The sequence below is a fragment of the Janthinobacterium aestuarii genome (assembly GCF_051380835.1).
GTDB lineage: Bacteria > Pseudomonadota > Gammaproteobacteria > Burkholderiales > Burkholderiaceae_D > Janthinobacterium > Janthinobacterium aestuarii.
In genome coordinates, this window is the sequence record NZ_JBNYXU010000014.1 from 62,781 (window position 1) to 74,717 (window position 11,937).

General features: G+C 62.9%; 11 protein-coding genes. 5 read left to right on the forward strand and 6 right to left on the reverse strand.

The window, feature by feature from the left end; genetic code table 11:
* Positions 1-55 precede the first annotated feature (55 nt).
* Positions 56-691: a class I SAM-dependent rRNA methyltransferase gene (locus ACQ4WO_RS27385; RefSeq protein ID WP_436484042.1), complete on the forward strand. Its 636-nt coding sequence runs from the start codon at positions 56-58 to the stop codon at positions 689-691.
* 52 nt (positions 692-743) lie between these two features.
* Here ACQ4WO_RS27385 and ACQ4WO_RS27390 read toward each other — a convergent pair whose 3' ends face one another.
* Together ACQ4WO_RS27390 and ACQ4WO_RS27395 are read right to left on the reverse strand one after the other, a co-directional pair.
* Positions 744-2,018, reverse strand: coding sequence for a c-type cytochrome (locus tag ACQ4WO_RS27390; protein WP_436484043.1), 1,275 nt, complete (start codon positions 2,016-2,018; stop codon positions 744-746).
* A complete protein-coding gene (locus ACQ4WO_RS27395) occupies positions 2,015-2,737 on the reverse strand; it encodes a c-type cytochrome (protein ID WP_436484044.1) in 723 nt (240 codons plus the stop codon). The genes ACQ4WO_RS27390 and ACQ4WO_RS27395 overlap by 4 nt, the downstream gene beginning before the upstream one ends.
* A gap of 156 nt (positions 2,738-2,893) precedes the next feature.
* On the opposite strand from ACQ4WO_RS27395, the gene ACQ4WO_RS27400 reads away from it, so the two are divergent.
* The 3 genes from ACQ4WO_RS27400 to ACQ4WO_RS27410 all read left to right on the forward strand — a co-directional run bounded on the left by ACQ4WO_RS27400 (position 2,894) and on the right by ACQ4WO_RS27410 (position 5,821).
* Entirely contained in the window at positions 2,894-4,315 is a 1,422-nt protein-coding gene (locus tag ACQ4WO_RS27400; RefSeq protein ID WP_436484045.1) for an aminotransferase-like domain-containing protein, read from the forward strand.
* Between the two features lie 97 nt (positions 4,316-4,412).
* Complete coding sequence (locus tag ACQ4WO_RS27405; protein WP_436484046.1) at positions 4,413-5,381, forward strand: IS1595 family transposase; 969 nt, start codon at positions 4,413-4,415, stop codon at positions 5,379-5,381.
* 92 nt (positions 5,382-5,473) lie between these two features.
* Entirely contained in the window at positions 5,474-5,821 is a 348-nt protein-coding gene (locus ACQ4WO_RS27410; RefSeq protein WP_139090962.1) for a DUF4870 domain-containing protein, read from the forward strand.
* A 21-nt stretch (positions 5,822-5,842) separates the two neighbouring features.
* Here ACQ4WO_RS27410 and ACQ4WO_RS27415 read toward each other — a convergent pair whose 3' ends face one another.
* From ACQ4WO_RS27415 to ACQ4WO_RS27425, 3 genes are read right to left on the reverse strand one after another with little or no spacing between them, the layout of a single operon-like run.
* Complete coding sequence (locus ACQ4WO_RS27415; RefSeq protein ID WP_436484047.1) at positions 5,843-6,268, reverse strand: SMI1/KNR4 family protein; 426 nt, start codon at positions 6,266-6,268, stop codon at positions 5,843-5,845.
* Positions 6,269-6,288: 20 nt separating this feature from the next.
* The gene (locus ACQ4WO_RS27420; RefSeq protein ID WP_436484048.1) at positions 6,289-6,936 is read right to left on the reverse strand and encodes a 3'-5' exonuclease; all 648 of its coding nucleotides are present in this window, start codon (positions 6,934-6,936) and stop codon (positions 6,289-6,291) included.
* Between the two features lie 9 nt (positions 6,937-6,945).
* Positions 6,946-7,455 (reverse strand): ProQ/FINO family protein, encoded by a 510-nt coding sequence (locus ACQ4WO_RS27425; protein ID WP_034758713.1) that lies wholly within the window; start codon positions 7,453-7,455, stop codon positions 6,946-6,948.
* Positions 7,456-8,023: 568 nt separating this feature from the next.
* Between ACQ4WO_RS27425 and rpoD the strand changes: the two genes are divergently transcribed.
* Positions 8,024-10,582, forward strand: coding sequence for an RNA polymerase sigma factor RpoD (gene rpoD, locus ACQ4WO_RS27430; protein WP_436484049.1), 2,559 nt, complete (start codon positions 8,024-8,026; stop codon positions 10,580-10,582).
* 189 nt (positions 10,583-10,771) lie between these two features.
* On the opposite strand, the gene ACQ4WO_RS27435 is transcribed toward rpoD, so the two are convergent.
* Positions 10,772-11,911 (reverse strand): HAF repeat-containing protein, encoded by a 1,140-nt coding sequence (locus tag ACQ4WO_RS27435; RefSeq protein WP_436484050.1) that lies wholly within the window; start codon positions 11,909-11,911, stop codon positions 10,772-10,774.
* Between the last annotated feature and the right edge of the window lie 26 nt (positions 11,912-11,937).

Consider the following 11,937-nt stretch of genomic DNA (forward strand, 5'->3'; position numbering starts at 1 on the left):
TGCCGGTATTGGACATACGACGAGCGGCACGCGCCGCTCACACTACTGGAATTACATGCTGATCATCACCATCAAACAGGGCAAGGAAAAGAGCTTGCTGGGCCAATCGTGGATTTACGCATCCGCGATTGAAAAAGTCGAAGGCAAGCCGCAGGAAAAAATGAAGCCCGGCTCGACGGCCATCGTGCAAAGCTCTTCGAAGCAGTTCATCGCCCGCGCCGCCTACAATTCGAAGTCGCAGATCCGCGCGCGCATCTGGAGCTTCAAGGAAGACGAACCGGTCGACCACGCGCTGATCAAGCGCAGGGTCAAGGCCGCCATCGAGAAAAAACTGCCAGCCATCAAGAAGGCGGGCGAAAACCAGCTGCTGACTCTGATCAAGGGCGAGGACGAGGGCTTGCCGGGCCTGGTGGTGCAGCTGTTTGGCGGCGTGCAAGGCTATCTGATCTGCGAATTCAACGCTGGCGGCGTCGACGCGTGGAAAGTGGCCATCGTGCAATCGCTGATGGCATCCACCGGTTGCGCGAACGTGTACGAGCGCTGCGATGACCTGATGCGCAAGGGCGAAGGCTTGCCTTTGATCGATGGCGCCCTGGCCGGCGAAGAGCCGCCCGATGAAGTCATGCTGACGGACAATGGCGTGCGTTATGCGCTGGATTTGAAGACGGGGCGCAAGAGCAAGTTCCGCTGAGGATTACTGTGGTTCATGAAAAAGCCGGCGCAAGCCGGCTTTTTCATGTCTCCTATTCCAGCGGCACGCTGCGGTATTTATTGACTTCCAGCGCAGAAACCGCCGGCGCATCATTGCCCCACGACGCCCGCAGATAGGTGACCACGGCTGCCACTTCCGCGTCATCCATGACGGGGCCGAACGGCGGCATGCCGTAGGGACGCGGGTTGCCGCGGGTGCCGGGCGCGAAGCCACCGTTGAGCACGAGGCGGATGGCGTTCACGGCCGACTGCGTCGTCAGCGCGCGGTTGCCGGCCAGCGGCGGGTAGCCGGGCGGCACGCCCTTGCCGTCGGCCTGGTGGCAGCTCGCGCATTGCGCCTCATACAGTTTCGCGCCCAGCGCCAGTTGCTGCCTGGCTTGTTCCGACGTGTCGCGCGGCGCCCGTTGTGCGGGCTGCGCGGGGCCGGGCAGGCTTTTCAGGTAGACGGCCATCGCCTGCACGTCGGCGTTGCTCATGTGCTGCAAGCTTTGCCGCACGACTTCGGCCATGGGGCCGAAGACGGTGGCGCGCGGCGATACGCCCGTTTGCAGCAATTCCACGATATGCGCCGTATCCCAGTCGCCCAGACCCGCTTCCGCATCCGACGTCAGCGACGGCGCGTACCAGCCCAGCACGGGGATCAGGCCGCCCGACAGGCCGTCGTCGCTGCCGCCCAGGGTGGTGCGGCTGCTATGGCAGGCGCTGCAGTGGCCCAGGCCTTGCACCAGATAGGCGCCGCGGTTCCATTCCATGCTTTTGTTTGTGAGCGGCTGGTACACGCCCGGCTTGAAATACAGGGCGCGCCAGGCGGCCAGCGCGATCTGCTGGTTGTAGGGAAAGCGCAGCGCGTTCGGCGCGTTCGGCTGCTTGTGCGGCGGCACGCTCTGGAAATACGCGTACAGGGCGTCGCTGTCTTCGCGCTGCACCTTGGTGTAGCTGGTGTAGGGGAAGGCCGGATACAGTAGCCGGCCATCTTTCGACTTGCCGTTGTGGATGGCGCGCCAGAAATCGTCGGCCGTCCAGCTGCCGATGCCCGTTTCCCTGTCCGCCGTGATGTTGGGCGAGAGCACCTTGCCGAACGGCGTCTGCAAGGCCCGTCCGCCCGCGTAGGGCACGCCGCCCCGCGTCGTGTGGCAAGCCATGCAGTCGCCCGCCTTGGCCAGGTAGGCGCCGCGCGCGACCAGCTGATCCTGGCTCAGGGTGCTGGCTACGGCGGGCGGCCCCATGTCGTCCGCTGGCCACAGGAGGACTTTGGCGCCGACCGCAACGATGGCGACGCCGGCCAGCGCGAACATCCATTTTTTCATGGCGCCACCTGCGCGCTGGAACCAGGCACGCCGCCGCAATGCAGCGGCAAGGGCAGGGCGATGCTGCTGGCGGGACGCGCGTCGACGCTGGCCACTTGCGTACCCAGCCAGGCCGAGACGGCGCCCACGTCCGCGTCCGACAGGCGCTGCGCCACTTGCGCCATGCAGTCGGGAGAGTGGGCGCGGCGGACGCCGTTCTTCCACGCGCCCAGCTGGGCGTTGATATAGTCGCGCGGCAAGCCCAGCAAGCCGGGGATGGCGGGCGCCACGCCGGCCAGCTGCTGGCCGTGACAGGCGATACAGGCGGGAATTTTTTTGCCGGCGTCACCGCGCAGCACCAGTTGCTGTCCCCGCGCCAGGGCGACCGCGCCAGCGCCGCTGGGCTGGGCCGGCGGCGGGACAGGGTGCTGCGCCGCAAAATACTCGGCAATTTCGCGCAGGTAATCGTCAGGCAAGTGTTCGACCATGTAGTTCATCAGCGGATACTGGCGCCGCCCCTCGCGAAAGTTCAGCAGCTGGTTGTACAGGTAGCCGGCCGGCTTGCCGGCGATGCGGGGAAAGAAGGCGTCGTGCTTTTCCTGTTGCGCATGGCAGGACGTGCACGCCTTGATGCGTTGCTCCAGGCTGTCGTGGCTGGCGGAGATGGCAGCGGGCGCGGCCAGTGCCATGCCGGGCAGCGCGAGGGTCAGCACCAGCACGAGGGGGGAATGCAGTAGCATGGAGAGTTGCATGGGAAAATAGCCTGTCTCGTCGGTCGATATTGTGTGCCGGTGTTGCTGCCCGGTTAATTTTTATGAGCCTAGCATATACCGGGCGCTGTCACTGTGACAGGATCAGTTGTGCAATAAAACTACGGATCAGTTTGAGGAGCAGGGTTGAAACGATATGAGGAGTTGGCGGAAGAAGTCGCCGCCATGATCAGCGCGCAGCTGTTGCTGCCTGGCGATAAGTTACCGTCCGTGCGCCAGCAGCATGCGCGCAGGGGCGTCAGTCCGTCGACGGTGTTCCAGGCCTATTATTTGCTCGAAGCGCGCGGCATGATCGTCTCGCGCCTCCGCTCCGGCTATTACGTGGCGCCGCAGCGTGCCGCGCTGGCGCCCGAACCGGACAGTTCCCATCCGCTGGCCGCCAGCACCACCGTCGACGTCAGCGACCTCGTGTTCGAGGTGCTGGGCGCCGTGGGCGCGCGCGATATCGTGCCCTTCGGCTCGGCGTTTCCCAGCCCGCATCTGTTCCCCTTGGAACGACTGGCGCGGGCCGTGTCGGCCAGCATGCGCCGCCTCGACCCGTGGAGCACCGTCACGGATTTGTCCTTGGGCAATGCGGAGCTGCGTCGCCAGATCGCCCTTCGCTACCAGCTCGACGGCGTGCCCGTTTCCAGCGACGACATCGTCATCACGAATGGCGCGCTGGAAGCGCTGAACCTGTGCCTGCAAGCCGTCACGCGGCCCGGCGACACGGTGCTGATCGAGTCGCCCAGCTTTTATGCCTGTTTGCAGGCGCTGCAGCGGCTGGAACTCAAGGCCGTGGAAATTGCCACCAGCCCCCGCGATGGCGTCGACCTGGCTGCGCTGGAAGAGCTGTTGCAGCGCCACCAGCCCAAGGCGTGCTGGCTGATGACGAGTTTCCAGAATCCCCTGGGCAGCTTGATGCCGCCGGAAAAGAAGCGCGCGCTGGTCGAATTGCTGGCGCGCCATGGCGTGCCGCTGATCGAGGATGACGTATATGGCGAGCTGTACTTTGGCAGGCAGCGCCCGGGTCTGACGAAAAGCCACGACAGCGCGGGCTTGGTGATGCATTGCAGCTCGTTTTCCAAGACCCTGGCCCCCGGCTTTCGCCTGGGTTGGGCCGTGGCGGGCCGCTATGCGCGCCAGGTCGAGCGCCTGAAACTGACGACCAGCCTGTCGGCGCCCATTCCCCTGCAGATGGCGCTGGCCGATTACCTGGCGCAGGGCGGCTACGACCGCCATTTGCGCCAGCTGCGGCTGACCTTGGCGGCGCAGCAAAACACCATGCTGCAAGCCATCGCCGTGCATTTTCCACCCGGCACGCGGGTGACGCGGCCGCAGGGCGGCTATTTCGTCTGGGTGGAGATGCCTGCCCGTATCGATGCGCTGGCCTTGCACCGCAGCGCGCTGGCGGCCGGCATCAGCATCGCGCCCGGTCCCATTTTTTCCGCCACGCGCGCATTTCGCCATTGCATTCGCCTCAATTACGGCCACCCGTGGAGCCCGCAGCTGGAAGAGGCCATCGCCACCCTGGGGCGGCTGGCGCAGGCGGCGGCAAGCGGTGCCTGAAAAAAAGGGCTCTGTCATCGACAAGTAGGGGAAATGCCGGAATCTTCCTGTGGCTGTGCTGTCTGACTCTGCATACCGATTACGCAGGGAGCAGATCATGCAGCCAGCCGAATGGAGAAGCCTTATCGCGCAGTTTGCTCACCTGAGCAGACGCCAGCGGAAGGCAGGCATTGTCCTGCTGCGTGGCAACGCGCCGCACGACGCGACCGTCGCGTTGCTGGAAAGTGTGACCCAGCCGCGCTTGACCTGTCCCGCCTGCCACTCGCATCACTTGCACCGACATGGTCACGCGCACGGTCTGCAGCGCTACCGCTGCGTTCCCTGCGGACGCACCTTCAATGCGCTCACCGGCACGCCACTGGCGCGCTTGCGCCATAAATCGCTGTGGCTCGATTACGCCGATTGTCTGCTGGCATCGGATTCCGTGCGCAAGGCCGCGCGCCAACTGGGCGTGCACCGTAACACCTCGTTTCGCTGGCGTCACCGGTTTTTATCGCTGGCAAAGACGGACCGGCCGCATGGTCTGCACGGGATCGCCGAGGCCGACGAGTTATATCTGCTGGCATCGGAAAAGGGATCCAGAAACATGACGCGTCCGCCCCGCCGCCGGGGCGGCCATGCCCATAAACGCGGCATATCGAACGAACAGGTCTGCATCCTGGTGGCGCGCGACCGTACGGGACAGACCCTCGATTTCGTCACGGGAAAAGGAGCGCTAACCAAGGCGCAGTTGCACCACTGTTTGTTGCCCGTCATCGACAAGGATGTGCTGCTGGTCACCGATGGTCATGCCACCTACCGGGCCTTCGCCAGGGAAGCGGGTATTAGCCACGTGGCCGTCAACCTGCGCGCCGGCATTCGCGTGCAGGGCGCCGCCCACGTGCAGAACGTCAACGCTTATCACAGCCGCCTGCGGCAATGGCTCGGCCCGTTTCACGGCGTGGCGACGCGCTACCTGCCAAACTACCTGGGGTGGCGCTGGATACTCGATGCCGGGCGCATCCGTTCTCCAGAAATATTATTGAAGGCAACACTGGGCGCATTCCCACATCTGACGGTGACATAGCCAAAAAAAGTGCTTGCGCCAGCAAGTGTTTCATTCCAAAAGGAAATATTGCTGTTATATTGAAGTATCTATAACTAATGATGGGAATGATAATGGATAACACGCAGCCGGAAGTGGGTCGTACGCAAGATACGACGATCGCCATTCTGTCCCACGTTGGCGGCCTGTTCACCAGTTGGGTGGCGCCGTTGATCATTTATTTGATCAAGAAAGATGATGCGGATAAATTCTCGGCCGAGAACGCCCGCGAAGCGCTCAATTTCCAGATTACCCTGATCATCTGGTATTTCGCCTGCTTCATCCTGTCGTTCGTGCTGATCGGCCTGTTCCTGTTCTGGATCGTGGCGCTGGCCAACCTGGTGTGCTCGATCGTCGCGGCCGTCAAGGCCAGCAATGGCATCACTTACCGCTATCCGCTGACCTTGCGTCTCGTCAAATAAGGCTGCGCCGGCCGCCGGGGTTCAGCCCGGACGGCCGGGCAGTATCAGGAATGACGCATAGTCGGGCGCCACCGCGCCGGTGGCGCCTGTTTCGTGCGACCACAGCACGACCACCGGTTCACCGGCCGGCCCCGTTTGCGCATAGTCAAAACAATAGTAATCGCCCGTGCCGAACTGGGCAAAGGGCAGCAGGCTGGCGGCATCGTTGCCGCCACCCACATTCTCCAGCCATTCCTGCCAGCCCGTGTTGTAGTGGCGCTCGATTGATTCCCACGTCTTGCGCGCATTGGCCGCGTCGTAGACGGGAAATACGCTCAAGGCACCCAGTGCACGGCCATTGTTTACCAACAACCATTGCACATAGGACGCGGGCAGCGAACGCCCCAGCGCCTGTTCGGCGGCGGCGATCGCCTCAAGCGTGGTTCCGATGGACTTGTTCTTGTTCATGCTGCAGGAAGGCGCCAGCTTCAGGCGGGGGCGGGCGGCGGGGCCGGTGGCGTGCTGGCGCGCGGGTTTTTTTGCGGCGCCACTTTACCGCCTTCGGCGATCCAGCGGCGGTATACGCGCAGCGCCACTTGTGCATCGTCGGCCGCGTACAGGATCTGCTTTTCCGTCAGGCGCGACGTGGCCCAGTTGGTGGTGGAGATCTTTTTCGATTTTTGCAGGTGCAGGCCGAAGAACTTGGCCACGGCCGTCTTCGCGCCCAGGTCGTTGCGCTGGCCGCCGCGCAGGGCGACGGACAGGTCGAGCACCTGGGCCGGGGCGATACCGAGCTTGTTGCGCAGACGCTTGACGTCGTCGGACAGGCCAAAACCCACCTTCAGGGTGGTGGTCGATTCGAGGATGGCTTTGAGTTCGGCCAGCGCCGGCGCCGGCGTGCTGCCCACCTGGAACAGGTAGGCGATGTCGTCGGTGGCCAGTTGGATCAAATGCGGTCCCGTGGAAGACTCGCCCTTGACGAACGTCGGCTTCGATTCCGTATCGAAGCCGATGGCGTCCGCTGCCAGCAGGGCGGCCATGGCCGCTTTTGCATCATCGCTGGTGCGTACCAGCTTGACGTGCTCGAGGGCGATGCCTTGATACGGGGGGAGTGGCGGTGCGGCAGCTGTGTCCATGAAACCGGATCAGCCTTTGCGCGAGAATTTCGCGGTCAGCTGATTCAGTTTTTCCAGGCGCAAACGGTTCGCTTCTTCGGCGGCCGCCGCATCGCGCTCGGCTTTCTTGCGCTCGGCTTCCTTCTTGAAGCGCTGCTGCAATACTTGCGTGGCGTGGTCGCGGTGGGTTTGCGTCACTTCCGCGCCGGCGGTGCCGTCGAGGTCGTAGCGTACCTTGGCTTTTTCCATCACGCGCAGGTAGCGCAGCGAACCCGTGTGGATGCCCAGCGCCGTGCGCATCAGCTTGCGGTCCAGGTCCGGCAGGCGTGCCAGGATCTGCTTGTCGATACCGATCGACAAGGGCAGGCAATCGCGGAATGGCGGGAATTGCTCCTGGAACTGCTTCAGCAGGGCGCGCGCGGTCAGGCCGGCAGGTGCCGGCGTGGTCGCTGCGGCCGGTGCCGCCGCTGGGGCTGCATCGACTGGCGTGTCAGGAGTGGTGGCTTGCTGGTCTGGCGTGGAGCTGGTCATCGACATCATTGGTTGGGCTATAAAAGGGGAGCATAGCACGCGCCACAGGCAAGTGCATTGTCTTTTTTGGCAACTTGACCTGCGATAAACGGCTTCGCGCTACAGTGGGCACAGCGCGAAATGCGGGAAATGTGTATAATGTCGGCTTGCGCTGATGACTGGACCCTGTTTTTGACGGTCTGGCTCAGGTGTGCAGGGGATAGGAGCAGTGCGGTACAGGCCATCACTATTAGTATTTTTGATATCGGATATTCCGCTTATCAATTATCCAGATAACTGGCCTTCGTGCATAATCTTGCTCTCCGCTGTGTCTTCACTGAACAACAATAGATTCAAGCCCGTTCTGGTACGGGCTTTTTTTCATTCCGCAATGTACATCGCTTATTTATCTGACCCGGCTTCGGCCCCGCCGCTCCGCATGACGGATGCGCGGGCTTTGAACGTCCCGATAGACAGGCGCCGCTGCCGTTAACACGGCAGCCGCAACAATACGCTCCATCGAGTCCGGTTTCGCAGGCTTAGGTGGAATCATTCACTTCGCGCCGACACCATCTGGTCTCGCATTAAGAGATATCTCATGAAGAATACGCCAAAAACTTTAACGTTGTCCGCCAAGGCGCCACGCCCAGCCGCGGCACCACTTGCCGTACCCAAAACGACTTTATCTTACTTCATCGATAATGCGCAAGCGAATCCGGAAGCGACCGTCACGACGGCGCCGACCGTCGTCACCGTGGTGAAGAAAAGCCGCTCGCGCCTGGCCGCCGTGCCACCGGCCGATGCGGCTGCGGAAGCGGACGTCAGCGCGCCGGCCGCCGAGGCTGTTGCCGACGTGACCGAGGCCGCTGAAGCCGCCCCGGCGAAGACGCCAAGCGTGAAGATCGCCCCCGGCGTCAAGGCCCCGGCCGCGCCGCGCAAGGTCAGCGAAAGCGCCGCCACGAATAAAGTGGTGACGGCAGCCCGTTCGAAAGTCGTGCGCGCCAAGCCGGAAGCGGCGCCCGTGACCATCATCACCGGCGCGCAAGTGGTCAGCAAGACCACGGACGCCGATGCCCTGGCCGCCATCGATACCTCGAATTACTTCCTGCCAACCGTCAAGGTACCAGGCCGCCGCGGCCGCAAACCAAGCGAATTCACGCCGGAAAACGATGAAGTGGCAGCACTGAACGCCGTCGAGCGCGCCGAACTGAAGGCCGTGTCGAAAGCGCGCGACCGCAAGGCCAAGGGCGGCCTGGCGGACGCATTGGGCGATCCGGAAGCATCGGCAGCGGACTTGGAACGCCGCCGCAAGCAGATCACGGGCTTGATCAACATGGGCAAGGAACGCGGTTTCCTCACCTATGCCGAGATCAATGACCAATTGCCGGAAAACATCATCGATCCGGAAGCGATCGAAGGCATCATCGCCACCTTCAACGACATGGGCATCGCCGTCTACGAGCGCGCCCCTGACGCGGAAAGCCTGTTGTTGACCGACAACGTCGCCACCGTCACCAGCGACGATGAAGTGGAAGCGGCTGCCGCGACCGCCCTGTCGACCGTCGACTCCGACTTTGGCCGCACCACCGACCCCGTGCGCATGTACATGCGTGAAATGGGCGCCGTGGCGCTGCTGACGCGCGAAGGCGAGATTGAGATCGCCAAGCGCATCGAAGGCGGCCTGAAAGACATGATCCAGGCCATTTCCGCCTGCCCGACCACGATCGGCGAAATCGTCGCGCTGTCGCAAAAAATCGCGCGCGACGAAATCAAGGTCGATGAAGTGGTCGACGGCTTTGTCGATCTGAACGAAAGCAATGCCCCGGCGCCAGCCGCTGCCGCCGCGCCTGCCGCCGCCAGCGGTGACGACGAGGAAGAGGAAGAAGAAGCCGAGGAAGAAGACGGCGACGCCAATGGCGGCGCGGCCGGTTTCTCCAGCGAGCAACTGGCTCAGCTGAAAAAGAATGCGTTGGAGAAATTCAACGTCATTTCGACGCAGTACGACAAGATGCGCAAGGCGCCCGAGGGTTACAACTCGAAAGCCTACATCAAGGCGCAGGAAGCTATTTCGCAGGAATTGCTGGGCATCCGCTTCACGGCCAAGGTCGTGGAAAAGCTGTGCGACACCCTGCGCGGCCAGATGGAAGAAGTGCGCCACATCGAGCGCGCCGTGCTGGAACTGTGCGTGAACAAATGCGGCATGCCGCGCGCCCACTTCATCAAGGTGTTCCCAGGCAATGAATGCGACCTGGAATGGGTCGACCGCGAAGTCGATTGCAAGTATCCGTACAGCGCCATCCTCAGCCGCAACGTGCCTGCCGTCAAGGAACTGCAAAAGAAAATGATCGACCTGCAAGCGCGCGTGGCCTTGCCGCTGGCTGACTTGCGCAAGATCAACAAGCAGATGGCTGCCGGCGAAAAGCGTGCCCGTCACGCGAAACGCGAAATGACGGTCGCCAACTTGCGTCTGGTCATTTCGATCGCCAAGAAATACATCAACCGCGGCTTGCAATTCCTCGATCTGATCCAGGAAGGCAACATCGGTCTGCTGAAGGCCGTCGACAAGTTCGAATACCGCCGCGGCTACAAGTTCTCGACCTACGCCACATGGTGGATACGCCAGGCGATCACGCGTTCGATCGCCGACATGGCCCGCACCATCCGCGTGCCGGTGCACATGATCGAAACGATCAACAAGATGAACCGCATCTCGCGCCAGATCATGCAGGAAACGGGCAGCGAGCCGGACCTGGCGACCCTGGCAGTCAAGATGGAAATGCCGGAAAACAAGGTGCGCGAAATCATGAAGATCGCGAAAGAGCCGATTTCCATGGAAACGCCGATGGGCGAAGATGGCGATTCGCAACTGGGCGACTTCATCGAAGACAACACGACGTTGGCGCCGCTGGACGCCGCGCTGCACGCATCGATGCGCAACGTGATCAAGGAAGTGCTGGACTCCCTGACGCCGCGCGAAGCGAAAGTGCTGCGTATGCGTTACGGCGTGGAAATGTCGAACGACCACACACTGGAAGAAGTGGGCAAGCAGTTCGACGTGACGCGCGAGCGCATCCGCCAGATCGAGGCAAAAGCCATGAGCAAGCTGCGCCAGCCTTCGCGTTCGGACAAGCTGAAAACTTTCTTGACGCAAAACTAGAGACACCTGTCAGAACCTACTGCGCGTCGTGACTTGCGGCCTGCGATGCTCACTGTACTAAAGTACAGTTCCGCGTCTCGGCCACAATTCACTTCCGCTCGCTACGGTTCTGTCAGATGTCGCGATAGTTGTTGAGTATATTTAAAAAGAGGCGCAAGCCTCTTTTTTTCGTCCATCCGCAGCGTTGGCTTACATGAAATACGTACGCTGGCCTTGCAGGCCGGCGCGGTGATGGCGCTGCAGCTTGTACAGCGCCACGCCGCTGGCGCCGACGATGACGGTCATGAAGAACCAGTCCAGCGGGTTGCGACGCGGCGGCGCCGGCGACGCTTGCGACGGCACGGCGAAGGCCTGGAACTTATGCCCCGTGTAGACGGCGCCCACCACCAGCCCGGCGTCCGTGATCTTGTTGGTCAGGTACAGGCCATCGTCGCGGCGGCGCACCGTCATCACGCCTTCCTTGTAGACAAAGGTCATCGGTTCAAAGCCGTTGATGTTGACGCTGCCGACCACGTGTCCGGCCGCGTTGACTGCCGTGGCGTAGCTGTCGCCCTGGCCGATCATGGCGCCCAGGTCGAGCATGCGCTTGCCGTCCCAGGCAAAAGCGTGCCAGCGCCGTTTCTCCGTTTCCGAGGCGCCCACGATCAGGCCCGCGTCATTGATGGCGGTGGCCGAGCTGATGCGTCCGCCGGGCAGGGTGCCGATTTCCTGCATGCCCGCGCCGGGGCGGTAGACGAAGGCGCGGCGGTAGCCGTCGTCGCGCTGGGCCGTACCCACCACCACGCCATGGCTGTTCAGGCCGCTGGCATAGCTGCTGGCGCCGCCCAGGGTGCCCAGGTCTTGCAAGCTGTGGTCGGCTTTCGTCACAAAGGCGTGGAAATCGCCGCCGCTCGTATCGGCGTAGCCGGCCACCTGGCCGCCGCGCGCGATGGCCGTGGCATAGCTGCTGGTGCCGCCCAGGGTGCCCAGGTCGCGCATGCCGCCCGCCGCGTCGTAGCGGAAGGCGTGCCAGGCGCCGCTGGCCGTCTGCGCCGAACCGACCACCACGCCATGGATATTGATGGCCTTGGTAAAACCTTCATCGCCGCCCAGGGTGCCCAGCTCGCGGATGCGGCCATGCTGGTATGTCACGGCGCGGCGCCGTCCTTCTTCTTCCATGATGATGCCGGCCACGAGGCCCGCCGGGTTCAGGTCGGACGCGATGCTGCCGTTGCCATCCCTTTCACCAAAGCCCCGTTCGGCATAGATGGTGGCGCTGGCGATGGGGGCGGCGGCCAGCAGGCACAGGCCAAGCAGTGGGGAGCGGAAGCGGGAGAGCCGTGGCAGCATGATAGTTTCCTCAAAGAAAAAAACTT